Source organism: Mesorhizobium sp. M0340 (genome assembly GCF_040321535.1).
Taxonomy (GTDB): Bacteria; Pseudomonadota; Alphaproteobacteria; order Rhizobiales; family Rhizobiaceae; genus Mesorhizobium.
Genome location: NZ_JAMYRR010000046.1, coordinates 1 through 21,416, shown reverse-complemented (window position 1 = coordinate 21,416; position 21,416 = coordinate 1). Strand labels below are relative to the sequence as shown.

Genomic DNA, 21,416 nt, shown 5'->3' with positions numbered 1-21,416 from the left:
CGATCCAAGCCTGGCTCGGGCACGCACAGGTCGCCACGACCCACCGCTATGCCGCCGCGGATGTCGAGATGATGCGCAACGGACTCGAGAAGGCGGGCGTCGCCGGCGACCACGGCGCGCGCTTCCGGCCGAACGACGCCGTTCTGCAACTGCTGAACAGCATCTAAATATTATGTGGCGGAGGATTCCAGGCTTGGCAGGCTTGTCCGGCATCTGCGCAGCTCCGCCACATAATCTCGCCCGACACATAAGAATGGTTATGTGGCGCGCCACATAACCGTTCAGCGGGGCCGTCTACGTCTTCCGGGCGAAGCGAACAGACCGGATCGAGCTGATCTTCTGGGACGGCACCGGCGTCTGCCTCTATGCCAAGCGTTTGGAGGATGGGGAGTTCCGCTGGCCGAAAGTACATGACGGCATGATGCGGCTGACGGCCGCGCAGCTCTCGGCGCTACTCGAAGGTCTCGACTGGCGGTGCGTCCATGAGGCGCGCCGGACCCGCGTTCCAGCCCAGGCCGGCTGACCCGCGACGAAGTGAATCAGTCTGGATTCCGCTGTCGCGGGCTGTCGTCGAATATGGTCTGATCCGGTCATGGCGATGACTGCTGACCAGCTTCCCGACGATCCGGACGCGCTGAAGGCGATGATCCTGGCGCGCGACGTCGAGAACGCCCGGCTGATCCAAATCATCAAGGAATTGCAGCGCCACCGCTTCGGCCGGCGTGCCGAGACGCTGCCCGAAGACCAGCTTCTGCTGGGGCTTGAGGAAGCCGAACAGATCGAGGCCGCGGGTGACGAAGAGCAGGCACAGACCACTCTTGGAGAACGTCAGGCGCGTGTCGCAAAGCGCCGAGCGAACCGCGGCGCGCTGCCACCCCATCTGCCGCGCGTGGAGATGGTCATCGACATCGAGGATCAAGCCTGCCCGTGCTGCCGCAATGGTCTGCATCGCATCGGCGAGGAGGTGAGCGAGCGGCTCGACATCGTGCCGTCGCAGCTGCGTGTGATCGTCGTGCGCCGGCCCAAATATGCCCTGCCGCGCCTGCGAGGACGTTGTCGTTCAGGCTCCGGCGCCCGCCCGGCTGATCGAAGGTGGTCTTCCGACCGAAGCGACGGTCGCCCAGGTGCTGGTCTCCAAATATGCCGATCACTTGCCGCTCTATCGTCAGGCGCAGATCTACGCCCGGCAGGGCATCAATCTCGATCGCTCCACGCTCGCCGACTGGGTCGGCCGCGCCGCCTGGCATCTGCGTCCGGTGCATGAGCGGCTGCTTGGCAAGCTGAAGACTTCACCGAAGCTCTTTGCTGACGAAACCACGGCGCCGGTGCTCGATCCCGGCCGCGGCAAGACCAAGACTGGGCAGCTCTGGGCCTATGCCCGCGATGACCGACCATGGAAGGCGGCGACCCGCCGGGCGTCGCCTATGTCTATGCGCCCGACCGGAAGGCCGAGCGTCCGATCGCTCATCTCGCAGGCTTCACTGGAATCCTGCAGGTCGATGGCTATGGCGGCTATCGTGTGCTGGCCGACAAGAGCGACGTGACGCTCGCCTTCTGCTGGGCACACGTGCGCCGACGCTTCTATGAACTGGCGGCAGCCGGTCCCGCGCCGATCGCCGGCGAGGCGCTGAGACGGATCGCCGAGCTCTACAGAATAGAGGATGATATCCGCGGCCGATCGGCCGATCAACGCCGTGCGGTACGTCGGGAAAATAGCCGTGCCATTGTCGCCGATCTTGAACTCTGGCTACGCGAGAAGCTCGGCCTGATCAGCCAGAAGACAAAGCTCGCCCAGGCGATCCGCTACACGCTCTCGCGCTGGCAAGGCCTGACACGCTTCCTCGAAGACGGCCGCGTCGCCATGGACAACAATGCCGCCGAGCGAGCCCTGCGCCCGATTGCCATCTCGGGGTCATTCTGCCCATGTTGGGCAGGAGGTCGAGGTCCATTACCGTTGGCACCCGTATTTCGGACGTCGGCTTCGCTGCGAGAACAGCGAAGAGCGCGCCAACGGCCGGATCATTCATCTCGTCGTCGCGCCCGGGCATGTCATTACCGCTCCGGCCTGGATGATCGATCCCGTGGCTTGCGCGGCGATGGACCTGGGCCCCCCGCGCGTATCGCTTGCCGCGCTGCTTGAGCTGCACAAGCTCTTGATCGAACGCCGTTTCCGGCGAGGCTCTTCGGATGGTTTCACCATCGCGGAGGCGCAACATGAGAACCCTGCCACCCCCGACACGATCTCTCGTGGTCGTTCGCCAACTCAGCTTGCCGCTCGACTCGGAGAAGCTGAACGGGCTGAGTTCAGCGCAACGGACCATAGTGATCGCCCGGCTCGCCAACGTACTGATGGCCGCCGCCGGCGTGGCAACGGAGGAGGAGAGCTGCGATGACGAGCGGTAATCTGATTCCGACTGCCATCCTCAAGCGCAAGGCCGTCGTCTATGTGCGTCAGTCCACTCAGGCGCAGGTCCAGCTCAACCTTGAGAGCCAGCGTCGGCAATATGAGCTTGTCGAGGTCGCGCGGCGCTGGGGATTCCGCAAAGTAGAGGTGATCGACGAGGATCTGGGACGAACCGCAAGCGGGGCTGTGGAGCGTCCCGGTTTCGAGCGCCTGGTCGACGATCTGTGCACCGGCCATGTGGGCGCCGTGCTTTGCCTGGAAGCGTCCCGCCTGTCGCGCAACGGGCCGGACTGGCATCGGCTGCTCGAGTTGTGCGGCGAAGTCGATGCACGCGTGATCGATCTGGACGGAGTCTACGATCCGGGATTGCCGAACGACCGCCTGCTGCTCGGTATGAAGGGCAGCATCAGCGAGTTCGAGCTCGGCGTGCTGCGTGCCCGCATGTACGAGGCCGCCCGCGCCAAGGCACAGCGCGGAGAACTGCGCATCTCCGTGCCCTTCGGCTATGTCTGGCACCGCGATTACGGTCTCGGGTTCGATCCCGACATGCGCCTGCAGGAGACCATTCGCCTGATATTCACGCGCTTCCGCGAACTCGGCAGTGCGCGCCAGGTCCTGATCTCGATGATCGACGATGACGTGCATTTCCCCAGACCCTCCGATGGCAAGAAGATGGTCTCCTTCGACTGGGTTCCGATCCGCTACCGCAACGTGATCTCGATCCTGAAGAACCCATTCTACGCCGGCGCCTATGTCTATGGTAAGAGCGAGAAGCGCACTGAGATCGTCGATGGCCGCGTTCGCAAGAGCTATGGCCATTACAAGCCGGCTAGCGAGTGGGCGGTGGTGCTCAAGGACCATCACGAAGGCTACATCGGATGGAGCGAGTACGAACGGAACCAGGAACTGCTCGCGGCCAACGCTTATGGCAAAGCCGGCGGCGTCAAGTCGGGCCGCGGCGGTCGCGCGATGCTCCCGGGTCTCATCTCCTGTGGTCGATGCGGGCGAAGACTGGTTGTCATGTATGCCGGACGCGGCCAAGGTTATCCGGTATATCGCTGCGAGCGCGGCAACCGCATGATGGCCCAGGCGCGATGCATGTCGTTCAACGGCTTTCGCACCGACCCGGCGGTGACCCGCGAAGCGCTGGAGGCGGTTGCGCCGATGGCGATCGAAGTGGCGTTGGAGGCTGAACGGATGCAGCTGGAGAGCGAGGCCAGGCGCCGGCAGATGATCGAGCTGGACCTGCAGCAGGCGCGCTACGAGGCATCGCTCGCCGAGCGCCGCTATGCCGCTTGCGACCCGGAGAACCGGCTTATTGCGGCCCAGCTCGAGAGGAGTTGGGAAGCCACGCTCAGGCGCGTGGAGACCTGCGAGGCCCGGCTGAGCGAAGTCCAGCGTGTGGAGCCTGTCGACGCGGTTCCGGACTTCACGGGCCTCGCCCAGGATCTCAAGGCCACCTGGAATGCGCCGGGTGTCGACATGCGCTGTCGTCAGCAACTGCTGCGCGCGCTCATCAAGGACATCGTGGCGGATGTCGATGACGATGCGCGCGACGTGATCTTGACCATCCACTGGCATGGAGGCCAGCACTCGCAGGTACGGGTTCGCAAGCCCAAATCCGGAGAGCATGGCCAGCGTACGCCTGAGGAGGCTCTGGCGATCATGCGATCCATGGCAACCCGGTGGTCGGATGCCGAAATCGCTGCCACACTCAACCGCATGGGCATGCAGACCGGTCAGGGAAAGACCTGGACCGCGCGTCGCGTCCAATCGCTGCGCACGGTGCACAAGATCAGCGGCTATCGCTCTTCCGACAAGCATGGCGAGTGGCTCACCATGTCGGACGCGGCCGCCCGGCTTGGAGTCTCGCACGTCAAAATCCGCCGGTTCATCAGGGATGGCCTCTTGCCCGCCGAGCAGGTCATGCGCGGCGCGCCCTACCAGATCCGCGCCAGCGACCTCGAAGACGAACGGATCAAGGCCGATTTGGCGCGCAATACTCCGCGTCGCATCCACGACGACAACCAAGAATCGCTGTTTTCCGCCATTTGAAAAGGAGGTGCATAATGAATCGGTCTTCGGGCTCAACCGCAAGAACGCGCTCTTCGCTGGCTCGGACGGCGGCCCCGAACACTGGGCAGTCATTGCGTCGCTGATTGAGACCTGCTTATGCCGCGCGCGGCATAAGCAGGTTTATGCCGACCGCCAAACTATGCCGAGCGCCTCTTCCGATCATGGCGGTATGAAGCGCTTTGCCCGCCATTTCGACCGAGAGCCGGTCGTTGACACTCGGCATAGTTCTCATGCTCAAAGGGCGTTCAGGAATTCAAGAAGTCGGTCGTTTGGCCGAAATCGTTCGGCCTTTGCGCGTTCGTATGGCTTCAGCTTGCCAAGTGCGGATTCCTTCAGCTCAAGATGTGCGTGAAGATAGGTCAGCGTCGTTTCCATCGCCTCATGGCCCAGCCATAGGGCGATGACCGAACAATCGACGCCCGCCTGCAGCAGCTCCATGGCAGCGCTGTGCCTCAAAACATGAGGCGACACCCGCTTCGAGCGGAGGATGACGCAGTGTTCGCGAGCCTTGGCGACATGTTTGTTCAGCAGCGCCTGCACGCCGTCGGCGCTCAGCCTGCCGCCGTGCATGTTCGGAAAGAGAGCCGTTGCGCCCCGTTTCCTGGGCTCGTTGAGCCAGCCCCGAAGGGCTTGCTGTGCAACCTTGGTGAGCGGCGTACTTCGCTCCTTGCGGCCCTTGCCAACGCATCGCACGTGGGCACCGTGCCCCAGCATGACCGAGTCCCGGTTGAGATCGATGATCTCCGAGACCCGCAGGCCTGTTTGCGCGGCCAGCAACAGCAGAGTGTGATCACGCCGTCCCAGCCATGTGCTGCGATCCGGACAGGCCAGGATCGCTTCAATCTCGGGCCTGGTGAGAAACTGAAGTTGTCGCTTGTCGCATCGCTTGCTCGGGATCGCGAGCACGCGTTGAATCTGAGCGCTATGGGCCGGCTCCTCGAACGACGCATATCTGAAGAAAGACCGAATGGCTGTGAGGCGGAGATTCCGGGTCCTCACTGAGGCGGACCGCAGTGTCTCGAGGTCCTCCAGAAATGCGCCGATGAAAGGCGCGTCCAAATCCCGCAGCGTCAACTGCGTCGGAGACCTGCCAAGGCGTGTCTGCGCGAATGCAAACAGGAGCCGGAAGGTGTCGCGATAGGAGGCGATGGTGTTGGAGCTTACGCCTCGATGTCGCATGAGCCGATCGGTGAACCACCGCTCGATCAGCACGGCCAGATCCTTCGAGGCGCTCATGAGCGAACCTCCCACCGCTCATCCAGCAGTCGCGCAGCATGGGTCATTAGCTCCGGCGCGGCGGATAGATACCAGTAGGTGTCGCGAACATTGGCGTGGCCGAGAAAGGTCGAGAGGACCGGCAGTTCCCGCTCGACATCCTCGCCCGCACGATACCAGTTGGTCAGGACCTGGACGGCGAAACGGTGACGAAGATCGTGAACCCGCGGACCATTGCGCTGTCCCCGCTGCCGCAGACCGATCTGTCGCGACAGCTGCCAGAACACTCGGTGCACGTATTGGTGCAGCAATCTGCCGCCCTGCTCGGCGACAAAGAAATAGGGGCTACGAGGCGCGACGAGATGCGCGTCGCGTCGCGCGGCGTAGTCCCGACAGCACGGCGACCGTCGTGGCATGGAGCGGGACCAGCCGCGACTTGCCGAACTTCGTCTCCCGAATGGTGAGGACACCTTGGTCGAGATCGACGTCGTCTCGGCGCAGGTCCAGCGCTTCGGATTGGCGTAGCCCGGCGACCGCTATCAATCCGAACAGGCAATGATATGTCCAGGGACGGAGGGCGTTGGCCGGCGGCAGCGCCAGTGCCGCCGCCAGAAGCGCCGTGATCTCAGCATCGGTATAGATGTAGGGCTTTGCCCGCCGCGCCGGCGGCACAGCGTCTTGAGGTGGCACTTCCGTCATGGGGTCGAAATGAGCGAGGTGCTGAGCGAAGCAGCGCACATCGGTCAGGCGGATGGACCAACTCGGTTGTCGGCCGATCAACGTCACCCACTTCATTGCCAGCGCCGTGGTGATGGTCTCGGCGCCGCGAGCCTCCATGAAGGTGACGAAATCCGACAACCGTCGAGCGGGCCCGTGGTACTTGTATCCCAACCCCTGGCGCATGCCCACATAGCGCTCGAGCGCTGTTCGAAGACGTCTCATTGGGCACCTCCCGGCCACGGCAGGCTCAGTTCGCGCAGCTTCTCGATGTCGAGCTTGGCATAGATCCTCGTGCTGTCGATGCTCCGGTGACGAAGCAACTGGCGGATCTCAGCAAAGCTGGCCCCCGACCGCAGCAGGTCGGTCGCAAGGCTGTGGCGGAAGAGGTGCGCGCCGTGGTGCGCATAGCCGTGAATACCTGCCCGCTCGAGGGCCTCCTTCGCGATCATCGTGATGGCGCAGCCGGAGGCAAAGCCGACGTGCGGAGCAAGCATTCGCAGAAATAATCGGCGACACGCTGAAGCCGGTCGCCCATGCCGGATGTAGGCGACGACAGCTGCACCGACGTCGTGGCGTAGTGGCATCATCGCTTGCCGCCGTCCCTTGCCATGGACGAGGACACTGCCCGACTGCCAATCGATATCGTCAAGACTGAGCGCAGCAACCTCGCTGGCGCGCAAGCCGAGCTTGGCCAGCGCCATCAGAACCGCATAGTCGCGAAGCCCCATTGCCGTGGTCCGATCGCAGGCATCGAGAACCAACTGAACCTTCTGTGGTGGCAGGAAGGTTGGCAGGCCAGCAAGCCGCCAGCGACGGATCGACGGCACACAATCGGCCAAGGCTACCGAAATGAAGCCCTTCAGATGCAAATAGCGCAGGAAGGTGCGCACCACCCCGCACATCGCTTTGCCGCTGTCGGCGGAGCCATCGAGAGCATGTCGCTCGACATAGCCGATGACGATCTCCGGGGTGAGCGCTGCAAACCCATCTGCGCCAGCCGGACAGACCTCCTGCAGAAATCGGTGTGAGAGCAGCTTGTGACTTTCCACCGTCGAGGCGGCGAGCCCTCTCTCACTCGTGAGGTAAGCCGCGAACACATCAACAATCCGCTCGTGCTCCGTGCGCTCAATCGGAAGGGCGGCTGGTATCAAGCCTTCTTGCCGTAACGCGGCAAGCAAGCGCCGGAGCGCAGCGCGGTCGCCCGAATCGATGCTCCAGTGTTTGGAACGGTGCTCAAGAAACCGCTCGACATGATCTTCGTTTAAATCCTGGAGATCGTGCCCGTTGCCGAGATGCCAGTCTCTCAGCTCACGAAATAGGCTTAGCGATCGCCATGTGCATTGCTGACCGAAGCCTTCATCCGACAATCTGCCCGCATAAACGCGTGCAAACTCGCCATACGGCCCGTGGATCAGCTTCCGAAACAGTGTGCTGCGTTGCAGGTAGTCACTTGCATTCATGTGTCCTCTCCTTCGCGTCAATTGCGACGGAGAGAGCCTAAGCTATGCCGATTCAGCTACCGCTACGTTGAGGAAAGTGTTGGTAAAAACTTGCTCACTCGGCATAGTTTGGCGGTCGGCATAAACCTGCAAACTCAATGGCGTCGAGCCACTCGGCTACCTCGCCGACGTACTCACCAGGATCGTCAACAGCCATCCGAACAGCCGGATCGACGACCTGCTGCCTTTGACCTACATCCGGGCGCCCGAGCTAAGGGCCGTGGCCTGAGAACACCGCTCTGATGTCCGCTGTCAAGGTTTGGAACGCAGGAGGTCGCCCGATCCGAGGAACGGCTGCTCATTCTGATGATCGCGCATGGGTGGAGGCGGAACTGAAGGACGTCGGTGATCAAGCTCTGATGCGCGGGTTGGCTACCGCATTCCCGATTGTGCGTCCGGGGCTGTTCCTATCTTACTGCGGGCGTCGGCGGTTCGCCGGCCACAAAGCGTCTGACGGGCATTCCCCTGCCGTGGTCCCGCCTCGGCCCATGCGCGAGATGTGCGTCGTCGCGGCGAGCGATCAGGTGACGCGCGCCTCCCTTGCGACTGCCCACATGAAGCCGACCAGTTCACGGGCGATCGCGGTGCAGACGACCGTTGTCCGTTTGCCCCGAGCGCTCAGCATGCGGTAGCGGGCTGTCAGTCGGGACTGCGCCTTCCAGGCGATCTCACGCACCTTCGGTGGCGCCTGCTCTAATCGGTATAGCTTCGCCTTCCCGACCTTGGGCGGATGTCGATAAGTCCAGGCGCTCTCGACCAACATGTGGCGCACCCGACCGTTGCCTGCCTTTGTGATGCCGCCGCGCTGCGCGGGATGATCGAACCGCTGTTCCTGAAGCCAGCGTAGATAGCGCATCGTCCAGCTCTTCTTTCGCGGATAGCTACGGCCGTGCTTGAGCATGAATGCGCTCACCTGCTGGCGATGGACCCGTAGCGTCTCGACCGCGGCCGCCCGCGCGCGAACAAGATCCCGTATGGACTCGTGCCCTTCATCGGGAACCCACACCGCGATCAGCTCGCCGGCGCGCAATAGCCGGGCAAGGGAAATGGCGTCTCGGCGGTTCGTCTTCACCCGATCGCCGGGCTTCCTCGGTATCAATGATGGTGCAACCACGGTGCACTCGTGCCCGAGCGACCGGATCAGGCGATAAAGGCCGTACCCGGTCGGCCCAGCCTCATAGCAGAAATGTACGTAATCAAAGCGGCTGGCGATCCGGCCTATGACCCGCCGCATGCTGGTGGCCGACGCGTCGACCTCACCGAAGAAACGAACCTCTCCTTCCCGGCCTGCCTCCGCAATCGCAATAGCGTTCTTCAGCTTCGCAACATCGATTCCGACAAATGCTTCTCTATAATCTGCCACGGCTCGTCCTCCTGTGGTGAGGATCGGCTCGGCCCGCCCGAGCAACCCTCGGACGCGCAGTGTAGGGCGAGCCACCTCATCGGCAGAGGCGGACATACGGTCTTACGTCACGGCGCCAGGATCACCGGGTGTATCGACAGCGTATGCCCTTTTGGATCGATGTTATGATTTCATGGTATTAAATCGCCACCGATGCTGCGTTGGAAGCGCCATTTGCCAATAGCGGACAGCTCGCGGCAAGCAACGCTGGAGTTTGGACGCGTTGGTAAAAGGTCTCAAGGAATCAAGTGGATGGTAAACGCGACCCCATGTTGTTGAGTGACGAATGTTCTACTGACTTTTTGGGGGGCGCCACGCCCGCTTGTGCGGCAAGGTGTGGGGCTTCTGACGGTCGTTGTTCGCCAAGGGTCGGAAATGGTGAGATCGAGCAACTAATTGAGTCGACGGCACGCTCAAGTATCGCCTCGATCTGAGCAAGGCTGGGTGAAGCGGCAATGACATGCCCGATGCGATCATGGTAATCGCCTTTTAGGGCGATCGGCGTCTTGGGTTTAACATACAACTCGACTTCTGCAACACCTGGTACAGCAGCCGCATGACGGTCGCCAGTGATCCAATCGAGGATGCCATCGCGATCAGGCACCAAGAACCGCGCGCCCGCAGTATGGGAATATCTTTTGTGCAAATCCCATTCCTCGCCGATGACAAGCCTGATGTGCTCGGTGATCAAATCGACACCGTAAGCCAGTTGAACCAGTCGAGGATTGGGCCCACCCGCAAGACGCGGATTTACTTCAATGACGACTGGACCAAGCTGCGTCAACCGGAATTCAATGTTGGGTTGGCCCCCAGCCAAGGTTGAGTGCTTGCAAACAGCTCACCGAAATATCGGCGATACGTTTATGGTCCTCATCGTTCAGCGGGGCCGGATGGGTGTACTCACGAAAGACGAAATGGGGCGGGCGGCCGAATTTACCAGCGGCAATCCCAATGACTTCATTTCCCATTAGGTCAACGGCATAGTGTGGGCCTTGCGCGAATTCTTCGACCAGTATTCTCGGCGAGGACCGCCGTAGGTGGTGGTTCCCGCCCAATAGATATATCGCATGTTCCGCCAACCCATCGACGTTGCGGCACAAACGGACTCCAATGCTGCCGCTGCCTAAGGCTGGCTTGAGGACCACCGGCAACCCGATGTCCACGGCAGCGCTTTCAATCTCCACCGCATTCGCTGCCAAGAGATAAGCGGGGACTGGAACGTGGGCCTCCGCAAGGAGCTGACGTTGAGTGAATTTGTTGCAGCATCGTTCAATTGATGCCGGGTTCGGTCCTGGTAGGTCGAAGTGCCGACAGAGCTTGCTTGCCATAACGTAGGCCAAGTCGTCGTCGCCCGAAAAGCCCGTAATGCCAGCAATCTGATATTTCGCACCTAGCAGGGAACATTCGTGGGTCAGCGCACCAAGACTAACTGTATCGACACGGATTGCCTCAGCGCTTTCCGCCGCAAGATAGTCGTACCGAGCTGGATCAGCCGACAGGGTAATCGGATGAAGACCAAGACGCCGGGCCGCTTGGACGTATAGCTGACCATTAACCCTATGACCTTCAATCAGGATGAGCGCTTTTTTTACCATTGGCATTACCTCACTCGCGGGCTGTGCGGCGGTATGACCGTAATAGGCCTTCAGCCCTGCCTGCCTCAGACTTTGCGCTCAACATAGCATTGACAGCGATCTGCGGTCGTAAAGTTCTATAAATTTAGTTGAGAAATTTGTTAATTTTGACCAGTCAATGGTCCTGCTTGCTTAGTGCTGGTGCCTATTAGCAGGCTTCTCTGATTGGGGTTGTTGAGGTCAAGCTCCTGTTGCGTTTTTTTCGGACCGTGTGGCCCCGGGGGGCACTCGCTTCTCCTCGGGATAGGCCCTGGGCCCCAGCTTGGGACCTAGCTCCGGGTCAATTATCGGCGGGCCGCGTTTGGTCGATCTTGGAACGAGGCCGGTCACGCGCAATGTGAACCGGAGGCGCAATGGCAAGATGGCCCTCAGATGGGTCGCAGCCAGCATGATCGAAGCAGCCAAGGGCTTCCGCAAGCGCAACGTCGGCTGCCGGGATCTCGTGGCGCCGATCCTCGGCGGCGACTGCCTGCGCAAAGTGGCGGACATTCAGCAGCCGATTACGCCGTTGCTGTGGGGAGGGTGCGAGCGATGGCGAAGCACGGGTTCCGATCCTGTTGAGCGTGGCGACAGCCCGCGGGATGGCAGCCGCTGCGTAATGCCGGAGCACATTGGCGCCTCTGGAAGGAGCTTCGTCGATGCCCGCCCTCTCACGCGCGAGTCTGACAATGTTGAGACGCTCGAACTCGACAGTGGCTGATGCGGTGCAACTTTCCGGAGGTAAATCTGATCTCGCAGGCGGCGTCTGGACGCGTTTCTCGAGGTAATCGATGATCGCGTCGCCGACGGCCTGGGGGAGCGGAAGCCGGATCTCGCGGCGCCCTTTGCCGCGGACAGGTAAGATTCCCTTCCGCCAGTTGATGTCGTCGAGGCGCATGTCCCGAACGTTACAGGCACGTAGGCCGAGACGTCGCGAGCAGAAGCAGGATCGCACAGTCGCGGATGCCCCGCGACGTCGTGACATTGCACGATGCGATCACCCGATCCATTTCCGCGGTGGAGATGTGGCGGCAATGCCCATAGATCGCCATTGCGGGACCGCCGGGATGGCCTGATGAAGGCCTGGTTGGCATAAACCTCGGGCAGCGAGATATCCAAGGTAGCCCCTCAGCGCCATCGTCATCGTCTTGAGGTAGGCCCGCGAGCTTCGTTGGGCCTCGTCAAGGACCACTTGCCGAAGAGACCGGCATCGTGCAGCTTTGGATCTCGACCGAGAGCGGGAAGCAGCCGCATAACCATACGGCCATAGCGGCAAATGGTGCGTTCGGAAATCCCCCGGTGCCGTCTCAGCCAGGTTTGGAATGCAAGGATCTGGTCGTCAAGGGCGCGCGACGCATCCTGCCTCAACGGCATTACCACTCCGCATTCCGCTTAGAAAGCTCACAAACGAGGCGCCCGGTTCACGTATTTGGCGGAAAGATAATCGACCCGGCGGATGCCGGGACAGCGGCATCGATGCCGCGCAAAGCGGCGAACGGCATCGTCATCAACTGCAGCGACGGCGATCTTCGTGAGCCGCAACCACTGTCCGAAATGACGCGCCGAGTCCTGGTAGCCTGAGACGGTCAGGCGGGTATATCCCAAGCTCACCAATCGGTTCGTGAACGCTTCGACGAACGGACGCAAGGCGGCCGAGTCCATCAGTTGTGAGCATTCCGGCAGAGCTTCGCTCGACTTCGGCAGTCTCCTCTCATGTCAGAAGAACAACCAGAGACGACAACAATTGAGTCGGGTGAGAACCCTGTCTTGTAGTCGAAACTATTGTAACAGGAGGACGAAGTCACTCCGGCCACTGCGGACTCAGCATAATCCTGCGCTCTACAGAATTCCGAATTTCCTTGAGGAAGTCTACAACCGCCGACGCTTCACTCAGCACTCGGCTATCTCCCTCCAATGCAAATCGAGGATCAACACGCCCGGCAAATGGTCAAATCAGCGGCCTGACTCTGTCCGACCCGAGGGACCCACTCCAGATCCGGGTCAGTTTTGGACGCCACAGTTGGGAAAAACCGCTCTACGAGGTCAAGGCAAAGGACGGCAGACCCTATGCAATACCAGCTGGCGCGTCTGTTCACCCGAAGGGTGGTCTCGGCTATGTCGGTCGCGGAGGAGGTGCGGGCTCAGGAGAAACAGCTTGGATCTGCCTTCGACTACATTGTCGTTTGCATGGTTACGCTGCTCGAGGCATGCCGGCATGCCTCGTCGGACTTGCCAACGACACTCGACAGGGCAACGTGATCGGTATCGATGCCTCCGCTACACCCACCCAAACCAAGGCGCATAGGGGCCATCCGGCAGTGCGCGCGGCTCGAGGGCATAATTGCCGAACCCGTCTATGAGGGAAAATCCTTGTAGGGAAAGGCGCCTTCTTTCCAGGGGCTCGAAGGCTCCACGCGCATCTTGGCGGCGCGGCGGCGATCAACGGGTACGGCTACGCCTTTCGCAACGGCTGACGCTCGACAGATAACGATTTCGCCCGCCCTGTACGGCAATACATCATAGGTTCGATCGAGTGTCAGTCTCAGCAAATCTAGAACGGCTTCAGCGTGCCTCTGCTCGCGGGGAGCCATGTTGCCTCGCGTAGGCTCGTGTCCCGCGGGCTCAGCAGCGTGTCTGGAACATACGCTTGCACCAGCCCCGCTTCCAGACGAGATAAATCGTGCCAACGAGTATGCGACCTGCGTGAACAAAACGCACAATCTTGCACTAACATGAGCGAGCCAGTCAGCCCCTACGACGCGGTCCCGAAACTGGCCAAAGTGCCTATTCCCGATGACAGCCAACTCAGGCGTGGTTGCCGCCATTGCGGAACCTTCCTGAGGCCGACCGGGTCAACCAGGTCGACCCCCGATTGACATACAAAGGGCGTTCTCTGTGCGGCTCCGCAAACGGCAGGCGCATTTGCAAGCCACAAGCAGTCAACTACCACATGCCGTAGTGTCGACGCCTGTCAGAAAACTTTAGGATCGAACTCGTTCCAATGCATTGACCGAGAGATAGAGATACCGGCATGCAGAGCAGCGCGAAGTGGAGGTTCCAGTTGTCTGTACAGCAGTTGAGGTGCCGCGCAGGTCCTATCTCCATTCTGTCAAGTCCTGTCTACGTTAAATGATCTGCATGCAGGGGGCGCCAATGAATACCGACGTTTTTTCAGCCTATGAGTCTAATGTTTGCCGCTACGGACGGTCGTTTCCTACAGTCTTTAAGAAGGCCCTTGGAGCGACAATCTGGGATGAGGCCGGTAACCCATATATCGATTTCCTCGTTGGATCGGGAGCCCTCAACTACGGGCACAACAACCCGAATATTATTGCGCCAGCGATTGAGTATCTCGTCGGCGAGAACATTCTTCTATCGCTCGACATGCATACAGTCGCAAAACGTGAATTCATCGAAGTGTTTGTGGACTCGATCCTGAAGCCCAGGGGGCTATCCTACAAGATACAATTTCCTGGGCCGACCGGCACGAACGCCAACGAAGCGGCGCTGGCGCTGGCGCGAAAATATACTGGCCGCTCAAGCGTCATGGCCTTCACGAATGCGTTCCATGGTATGTCGCTCGGCTCTCTGGCGGTCTCGGGTTCGGCGTCGACCAGGGAACTAGGCGGCGTTGCTCGCCACGATGTGATCCGTGTCCCTTATGACGGCTATCCGAGCCAAGCTTTCGATTCCGCCAGTTACATCGACTGGGTTTTGGGCGACCCAGGGAGCGGCATAGAAAAGCCCGCCGCAATCATCCTGGAGACCATCCAGGCAGAAGGCGGCATGAACGCCGCATCCGCAGCTTGGCTTACAGAAATTCAGCGCATTTGCCGTAAGCACGGCGTTGTTATGATCGTAGACGACATTCAGGCAGGTGCGGGACGTACGGGCAATTTCTTCTCCTTCGAGTTCGCGAAAATCGAACCCGACATCGTGTGTCTTTCAAAATCCCTAAGCGGTTCAGGTAGTCCGTTCTCCATTGTTCTTATTCGTCCCGACCTGGACATTTGGAATCCCGGAGAACATAGCGGGACCTTCAGAGGCAACAATCTCGCCTTCGTGACTGCAGGGGCGATGTGCAAACTGTGGTCCGACACGCAGTTCACTGCAGGCGTTGACCGGACAGCCGCCAAACTGCAAAGACACCTTGACAGCCTAGTTGCGAAATTTCCCACGTGCATCGAACAAAAGCGCGGCCGCGGTCTGATGGCCGGTCTCAAATGCCATTCACAGTCCGTTGTCGGCCGTGTGCATGATGTCGCATTCGAAAATGGCCTGCTGATCGAATCTTCAGGACCAAATCGCGACGTCATCAAAGTCCTGCCGCCGATAACCATCACCGATGTCGAACTTGATCATGGCATCGCCATCCTAGATCACGCACTAAAGGAGCAAGCCAATGGGCACTAACCAAGCATCTCCATCGCCTGCCATCTCGCCTCCTACAATCAAAGAACGAACCGGCTCAATCAGCACTGGGGAAATCGTCTCAGTCCTGAAAGGTGAGATCACCGCTCTGCACGTCAAGCAAGCTTTCAGTACGGAAATAGCGGAAGAAATCACTGCGAACTTTGTTGACAGTTCCGGTCGCAGGGAGCGTAAAGATGGCGTCCCCGGACAATATGTCGGCGCTTCCCACTACAGGAAGGATGCAGCCAGCTATTTCACAGCATCGGAAACTGTGCGACCACACGTCGACGCCCTTTTTGGCAATTTGGTTGATCCGGTCCGCGGATTGTTCGACGCGTTGAAGCGCGAGCTTCACAAACAGGGCATTGAATTGCGGATGGCCCGTTCGGAGCACGGTCAGGCTAATGTTTGTCGCGCTCTCAGCTGGTCTGGCAGCGGCACGTTTTCCTTGGACCCCCACGACGATGTCGCTCAAGTGTTATGGGCTGGGAACGATTACGAGCTTTCTTCGGTGGCGCACAACACCGTCGCAGCACTCAACTTTTATCCCAGCATGGCCGAGGAAGGTGGCAACCTGCGGCTCTGGAGCCATAAGCCGACGGTCACCGATCGAAAGTCGCAAGGTGTGGAGACCACGGGATATCCCTACTCGGCGGCATATCTCGCTGCCGTTCCTTATCGCGAATTCGAGCTCAGGGCCGGGGATATCGCCCTGATCGACGGCGGTTTCGTTCACGGGGTCACCGGTCAATCCGGCAACGGAAGGCCTCGCCTGGTGCTGAACAGCTTCTTTGGATTCGCACGCCCGGATCTTGTTCTCTGGTGGACCTGAAGTTGGACCGGGTGCCCGATCTGGTGGACGGCCTGCCTATACCTGGCACTCCGCCAGGCGCTGGCGCAAGTCCGGCGTAGGCAGAAAGCTGCCTTCGATGTGGCGACGATAAAGAGCAAGCGCGGGGTCATGACCCAGGGCTCTTAGCCATCATCGTTTTTGGTCGGTCGCCGCCATTGGCTTTGTGCTCGCGGATGAAGTCGGTCAGCTTTTCGCGGCCAAAGTCCGTGAGGCCGAGGATCTGGAACGTCGGTCCTGTAGACCCAGAGGCAGCCGTCCCGGTTCCATGTCGATATAGGGTCCCCACAGCAGCTCGACCTCCTCACCGAGCAGTTCGGCGCGAGCGGGATGGTTCAGGCCGGGCGACCGCAGCCACGATCAGGCCGCCGGTATGCCGCCTGCATCCCTGGCTCTTGCTGCCAGCGTGCTTCCCATTTGGCGATTGAGGCTTGCAAATCTGTCGGTCTGTCTGATCCCCGCGCAACTTCGCAACGTCCTCGCTAGACTAGTGCGCGTCCATAAACGCCAAGCTTCTGAATTTTTTGGAGAAATCGCGATACTTGCCTGGGCAAAGCCCGGCGGTTTCAGGTACGCTTTAGTTTCAAGCGACTGATTCTAAAGGGAACCTGCAACCGCCGGAGCCGACAGTGCACCAAGAACGCACCGTCCAGGCAAGTATATTTGATGTTTTCGCCGAACACGAGGTCGGCCGTGAGCTCAGCGCGATGTCGCAGTGGCTGGACGAGCATCGGGACCTGTTGAACCTTGTAACGCGGGACCTGCGCCGGCATGGGGTCAAGGAAACCGGTCGCGCGGGCCTACCGGCGGAAGCAGCGCTGCGCTGCGCGCTGCTTAAGCAATACCGCCAGTTGAGTTATCAGGAACTGGCCTTCCATCTGGAAGACTCCGCCTCGTTCCGGGCCTTGGCCCGGCTGCCGTGGGGGTGGGGCCGAAGAAGTCGGTGCTGCATAAGACGATCAGCGCCATACGGGCCGAAACCTGGGAAGACATCAATCGAGTGCTGCTGACGAGCGCCCGCCAGCACGGGGTCGAAACCGGCAGCGTCGTGCGGCTCGACAGCACCGTCACCGCGGCGCTGATCCACGAGCCGAGCGACAGCAGCCTATTGTGGGATGCCGTGCGGGTGATGGTGCGCTTGTTGCAGCAGGCGGATGCACTTGGCAGCGCCATCCTATGGCACGATCATTGCCGCGCGGCGAAGAGGCGGGCCCGGACGATCAAGTATGCCCGCGGCCGCCCCAAACGGGTCAAGCACTACCGCGAGCTGCTCAAGATCACCCGCAAAACCCTGGCCCCCGACATCATCGTCAAGGGCAGCCGCGACGTCGATTATGGCCACAAGCTCAATTTGACCACCGGGCGACGCGGGCTGATTCTTGACCTCGTCATCGAAGCCGGAAACCCGGCGGACAGCGAGCGGTTCTTGCCGATGCTTGAGCGCCACATCGCCTTCTACAACCAGGCGCCGCGGCAGGCGGCGGCCGAGGGCGGATATGCCAGCCGCGAAATCTGCGCCGGGCCAAGGCCTGCGGTGTGCGCGACATGGCCTTCCACAAGAAGAGCGGCCTCAAGGTCGAAGACGAAGACATGGTCAAAAGCAATTGGGTCTATCGCAAGCTGCGCAACTTCCGCGCCGGCATCGAGGCCGGCATCTCCTGCCTGAAACGTGCCTACGGCTTGGGGCGCTGCACCTGGCGCGGGCTCGGCCACTTCAGGACCTATGTCTGGTCCTCTGTGGTGGCTTACAATCTCGCACTCTTCACCCGCCTCAAACCGGTCTGACGCCACTCATCGGGGCGCGCTCAGTGGGCTCGCCGGCGGGCGCCGGCCGATACCCTATGCTGGCATCGCCGCTGCAAATCCTCTCGCTCGCGATCTGCACGCCTCGTGCCATCACGCGCTGCCAAGCAGCACCGTTGCGCGGCCAAAGGACCCTTGAACCTCAGAAAAACCGGCCTTTATGGACGCGCACTAGCTTAAGACTAGTGGCTCTGCACAGGGATTATGACTCTTTGGCGGTTGGTTTTGGATAGGCTTTCGCCAATTTGAGGCGGGCCTGTTCGGTTGAGAACATCCAGTTGATGCGGTCGCCGCTGTTATTTCGCTGGTTTTCCCAAGCGGCGGCCTCGCTAACGAGGCGGTCGCGGCTTTCGATGCGGCGGTCGAGGCACTGACTGCGCAGGACACCGATCTCGATCTCGACCATGTTGAGCCAGCTGGCATGCTTGGGCGTATAATGGAACTCCAGCCTTCGGAGGATGCGTCGGGCTTCTGAGGGCGGCAGGGCCTGGTAGAGGGCGGCCGGCGTATGGGTGGACAGATTGTCCAGCACCACGCGGATGCAGGCGGCCTCGGGATAATGGACATTGGCGAGATCGCGCATGCCGTGGGCAAGATCGGCGGCAGCGCGCCGCTCGGTGACTTTCACCTTGCGCCAGGGTCGGTGAGCGTCGAGGAAGACGAACAGATTGGCGGTGCCGTTGCGCCTGTACTCGTAGTCGTAGCGCTCCAGCCTTCCCGGTGCGGCCGGGATCGGCTGGCGCACATCGCCGACGAGCTGGGTGGGGCTTTCGTCGAAGCACACGACCGGCCGCTTCGGATCGGGCGTCTCGGCATAGAGGTCGAGCACATCCTCCATGCGCGCGACATACTCCGCATCGACCTTGGGGATGCACCACATGTCCTTGCGCCAGGGCTTGAGGTCGTTCTCGGCCAGGCGCCGGCGCACCGTCTCACGCGACAGCTGTTCGTGCTCGGTCAGCTTGACGAACGCGTCGGCCAGCAGCTCCAGTGTCCAACGCCGGCCCGGCGGCGGGCTGGAGCAGGCGGTGGCCACCAGCAAGGCTTCCTCCTTGCCCGTCAGCTTGCGGTCGGCGCCGGGGCGCGGCTCTTCGCTGAGCGCGGCCTCCAGGCCCATCTCCACGAAGCGGCGCTTGGTGCGGTAGACCGTGGAGCCGCCGACCACCACCGTCGTGGCAATGGTCTCGTCGCCTTGGCCGGCATCGGCGGCGAGCAGGTGGACCGGCTTGAGCTTGCGCGCCGGATGCTTGCCGCTGCGCAGCATCGCTGTGAGTTGGTCACGCTCGGGTTGGTCGAGATCAACGCGATAGCGTACATTCATCCGGATGACCTCCTTCGGTTGTGGAGGTTCTGGAAGAATCGGAAAATGAATCAATTACTTGACGGCCAGCCGCCAGCCCAGCCCCGCTTCACCGAAAAGCAGGGCCAGTATCTCGCCTTCATCTGGACCTACGCCCTGCTCAACGGTCGCTCGCCGGCCGAACGCGACTGCAGAGCTTCTTCGGCGTCACAGCGCCTTCCGTCCATCAGATGCTGCTCACCCTTGAGCGTGCGGGATTGATCCGCAGGCAACCGGGCCTCGCGCGCAGCATTGAACTGCTCATTGAACCCGACAGCCTGCCCAGGTTGCAACCCATCGAACCCGTCAAATCCTCTGTGCAGAGGTACTAGTTGCGATCGAAGCACGGCATTGGGGCGGCGAGGATCAAGCCATCCGATGAACCGATGGGATTTTGGTGCCCAGAAGCACGGTGCTGACGCCGGCGGAGGCAGCCATTGTCCTGGCATGCGCAAGAAGACGCTTCTGCCTCTGGACGATACGCTGGATTGCCTTGAGGGATGCCATTCCTAACCTCAGCCGCAGCGGCTTGCACCGCTGCCTTGAGCGCGATGCAAGCTCCGCGACAACTCGAGAAAGAAGCTCCTGCCAGGAATGCGCCGAAATGCGGCCCAGTTTCGACAGATATTTTATAGGATAACAACATTTGAGACTAAATTATCCGCAATACTACAATTCTGCAAAATCGGCAAAACTAACGCTTAGCGCAAACATAATTTATGCAACGTAGTGAGATGGTAAGGTTTTTGGCGGTTCCGGCTTGCCGAGGACTGGGCCCAGCCTCAGCCGTCACGGCCGGAATCCTAGTGCGTCAGTGAAAAGCATCCGGCAAAATGGCTGCGGAGCAGAGAATTATGAAACTCTCGCCGATCAATGCCCCCCGATTTCGAGAGCAGGCAACCAGAGTGTCCGACCGATATTCTTTTGTCCCGTTGCATTTCCCGAAGGCGGCTAGAGTGGCGTTTGCCGTCGAACTCGGCCGGTTTCTCGAACAGAGTGATGCCATTGCTCAATCCGAGCAGTTGTTCGATCTGTTGTCTGGTTTTGCACGTAATTTCGGTTGCCCGTGGATCGCCTATGGCTCCCCGCCCGACCAAAGACGCTTGAGGCCGGTCCGACACCATCCGGCCCCCACCCTGACCTATCCTCATCAATGGCAGGAGCGCTGTTTCGAAATGAGTTATGACAGAATAGACCCGATCGTGAAAACGAGTCGAAAGCGGGTAGGCGCCTTCCGATGGAGCGAGGTATATAACAATGCAAGCACGACTGAAGACGAGCGTCGCGTTTTCGATGAGGCTGCGAGGTTCGGCTTAAGGTCAGGCATTAGCGTTCCCTTGCACGGGCCGGATGGCAGTTTCGCGATCATGAGTTTTGCTCGACCTTGGGAGCGCGATTTTTCGGAAAAAACAATGGCTTGCTTGCAACTTGCCGCGTTACATTTTCATCTGAAGGTGGCGGAGTTCTCCAGTTCAAGTGGGGTCGACGAAGTCCCTGACCTTTCTCCGAGAGAAAAAGAGTGCATTTTATGGACGGCGAAAGGAAAATCGTCATGGGAAATAGGAGTAATTTTGGGGATCTCCGTAAACACTGTCAACTTCCATATTAAAAATGTGATGAGGAAAATGGACGCCGCCAGTAGAACGGTCGCTGCGATAGCAGCCGTGAACTTCGGCATCATCGAATTATAAAAAGATGGACGAGGCCACCTCTAACCTAAATACTCTTACTTACGTCATCTTGTTGGCGCCAGGGATATCATGACGACCGCTATGCTAATTCCTTGGCCAGCCTCAAGCGGATCGATCAAGAGGAGGACGAGCTCGAAGTGGCTGCGGCACTGAAGCTGATGCTGTCGAGCGTGAAGAAGTAGGCGGCGCGCAAGCAAGCGTCGGTTGGGCGGTGTGTACCTAACAAGCTGGGTGGTCTTCGGCTATCTGGTCGCGGGGAGTGCGTATTCCGACGAAGCCGGCCATCGATTCCGATTTGAAGCCGGCCAGTCATTCCGATTTCATTGCGGCCGGTGTTCCGATTTGAAGCCGGCCATTTTTCGGACTGATCCTAGGTCTCCTTGATGTTTGG

12 protein-coding genes and 8 pseudogenes are annotated in these 21,416 nt (G+C 60.4%); 12 read left to right on the top strand and 8 right to left on the bottom strand.

Going from position 1 to position 21,416, the window contains the following annotated elements; genetic code table 11:
- Positions 1-325: 325 nt before the first annotated feature.
- The 4 genes and pseudogenes from tnpB (at position 326) to NKI79_RS31870 (ending at position 4,459) form a co-directional block, all read left to right on the top strand.
- On the top strand, positions 326-523 hold the full coding sequence (tnpB, locus tag NKI79_RS31885) for an IS66 family insertion sequence element accessory protein TnpB (protein ID WP_352807209.1): 198 nt from the start codon (positions 326-328) through the stop codon (positions 521-523).
- 69 nt (positions 524-592) lie between these two features.
- Positions 593-1,909 (top strand): annotated as a pseudogene (tnpC, locus tag NKI79_RS31880) (IS66 family transposase); the annotation flags it as partial.
- 305 nt (positions 1,910-2,214) lie between these two features.
- The gene (locus NKI79_RS31875) at positions 2,215-2,403 is read left to right on the top strand and encodes a hypothetical protein (RefSeq protein ID WP_352458677.1); all 189 of its coding nucleotides are present in this window, start codon (positions 2,215-2,217) and stop codon (positions 2,401-2,403) included.
- Positions 2,390-4,459, top strand: a complete 2,070-nt coding sequence (locus tag NKI79_RS31870; protein ID WP_352807206.1) for a recombinase family protein — start codon at positions 2,390-2,392, stop codon at positions 4,457-4,459. The genes NKI79_RS31875 and NKI79_RS31870 overlap by 14 nt, the downstream gene beginning before the upstream one ends.
- A gap of 255 nt (positions 4,460-4,714) precedes the next feature.
- Here the strand turns inward: NKI79_RS31870 and NKI79_RS31865 are convergent, their stop codons facing one another.
- The 3 genes and pseudogenes from NKI79_RS31865 to NKI79_RS31855 all read right to left on the bottom strand — a co-directional run bounded on the left by NKI79_RS31865 (position 4,715) and on the right by NKI79_RS31855 (position 7,875).
- Positions 4,715-5,716, bottom strand: a complete 1,002-nt coding sequence (locus tag NKI79_RS31865) for a tyrosine-type recombinase/integrase (protein ID WP_352807204.1) — start codon at positions 5,714-5,716, stop codon at positions 4,715-4,717.
- Positions 5,713-6,637 (bottom strand): annotated as a pseudogene (locus NKI79_RS31860) (tyrosine-type recombinase/integrase). The gene NKI79_RS31865 and the pseudogene NKI79_RS31860 overlap by 4 nt, the downstream one beginning before the upstream one ends.
- A complete protein-coding gene (locus NKI79_RS31855) occupies positions 6,634-7,875 on the bottom strand; it encodes a site-specific integrase (protein ID WP_352807202.1) in 1,242 nt (413 codons plus the stop codon). The pseudogene NKI79_RS31860 and the gene NKI79_RS31855 overlap by 4 nt, the downstream one beginning before the upstream one ends.
- A gap of 124 nt (positions 7,876-7,999) precedes the next feature.
- Between NKI79_RS31855 and NKI79_RS31850 the strand changes: the two are divergent.
- Positions 8,000-8,143 (top strand): annotated as a pseudogene (locus tag NKI79_RS31850) (transposase domain-containing protein); the annotation flags it as partial.
- Between the two features lie 291 nt (positions 8,144-8,434).
- Here the strand turns inward: NKI79_RS31850 and NKI79_RS31845 are convergent.
- Together NKI79_RS31845 and NKI79_RS31840 are read right to left on the bottom strand one after the other, a co-directional pair.
- Positions 8,435-9,277: an IS110 family transposase gene (locus NKI79_RS31845; RefSeq protein ID WP_502909877.1), complete on the bottom strand. Its 843-nt coding sequence runs from the start codon at positions 9,275-9,277 to the stop codon at positions 8,435-8,437.
- Between the two features lie 283 nt (positions 9,278-9,560).
- Positions 9,561-10,911: pseudogene (locus NKI79_RS31840) on the bottom strand (ATP-grasp domain-containing protein).
- A gap of 427 nt (positions 10,912-11,338) precedes the next feature.
- Between NKI79_RS31840 and NKI79_RS31835 the strand changes: the two are divergent.
- The gene (locus tag NKI79_RS31835; protein ID WP_352807212.1) at positions 11,339-11,650 is read left to right on the top strand and encodes a hypothetical protein; all 312 of its coding nucleotides are present in this window, start codon (positions 11,339-11,341) and stop codon (positions 11,648-11,650) included.
- Here NKI79_RS31835 and NKI79_RS31830 read toward each other — a convergent pair.
- Both NKI79_RS31830 and NKI79_RS31825 read right to left on the bottom strand, forming a co-directional pair.
- A pseudogene (locus NKI79_RS31830) lies at positions 11,576-11,827 on the bottom strand (site-specific integrase); the annotation flags it as partial. The gene NKI79_RS31835 and the pseudogene NKI79_RS31830 sit on opposite strands and share 75 nt — an antisense overlap.
- Before the next feature lie 503 nt (positions 11,828-12,330).
- Positions 12,331-12,591 (bottom strand): hypothetical protein, encoded by a 261-nt coding sequence (locus NKI79_RS31825; RefSeq protein ID WP_352807198.1) that lies wholly within the window; start codon positions 12,589-12,591, stop codon positions 12,331-12,333.
- Positions 12,592-12,941: 350 nt separating this feature from the next.
- Between NKI79_RS31825 and NKI79_RS31820 the strand changes: the two are divergent.
- From NKI79_RS31820 to NKI79_RS31805, 4 genes and pseudogenes are all read left to right on the top strand, one after another.
- Positions 12,942-13,403: pseudogene (locus tag NKI79_RS31820) on the top strand (PALP domain-containing protein); the annotation flags it as partial.
- A 679-nt stretch (positions 13,404-14,082) separates the two neighbouring features.
- Positions 14,083-15,342, top strand: coding sequence for a diaminobutyrate--2-oxoglutarate transaminase (gene ectB / locus NKI79_RS31815; protein WP_352807195.1), 1,260 nt, complete (start codon positions 14,083-14,085; stop codon positions 15,340-15,342).
- Positions 15,332-16,174, top strand: a complete 843-nt coding sequence (locus tag NKI79_RS31810) for a 2OG-Fe(II)-dependent halogenase WelO5 family protein (RefSeq protein ID WP_352807192.1) — start codon at positions 15,332-15,334, stop codon at positions 16,172-16,174. Before ectB ends, NKI79_RS31810 begins: the two co-directional genes overlap by 11 nt.
- A 647-nt stretch (positions 16,175-16,821) precedes the next feature.
- Positions 16,822-17,977: pseudogene (locus tag NKI79_RS31805) on the top strand (transposase).
- A 220-nt stretch (positions 17,978-18,197) separates the two neighbouring features.
- Here NKI79_RS31805 and NKI79_RS31800 read toward each other — a convergent pair.
- Positions 18,198-19,316 carry an IS630 family transposase gene (locus tag NKI79_RS31800; protein WP_352807189.1) on the bottom strand — a complete coding sequence of 373 codons (1,119 nt, stop codon included), beginning with the start codon at positions 19,314-19,316 and terminating at the stop codon, positions 18,198-18,200.
- 418 nt (positions 19,317-19,734) lie between these two features.
- Between NKI79_RS31800 and NKI79_RS31795 the strand changes: the two are divergent.
- Both NKI79_RS31795 and NKI79_RS31790 read left to right on the top strand, forming a co-directional pair.
- A pseudogene (locus NKI79_RS31795) lies at positions 19,735-19,896 on the top strand (IS481 family transposase); the annotation flags it as partial.
- 292 nt (positions 19,897-20,188) lie between these two features.
- Positions 20,189-21,025: a LuxR family transcriptional regulator gene (locus NKI79_RS31790; protein WP_352807186.1), complete on the top strand. Its 837-nt coding sequence runs from the start codon at positions 20,189-20,191 to the stop codon at positions 21,023-21,025.
- Positions 21,026-21,416 lie beyond the last annotated feature (391 nt).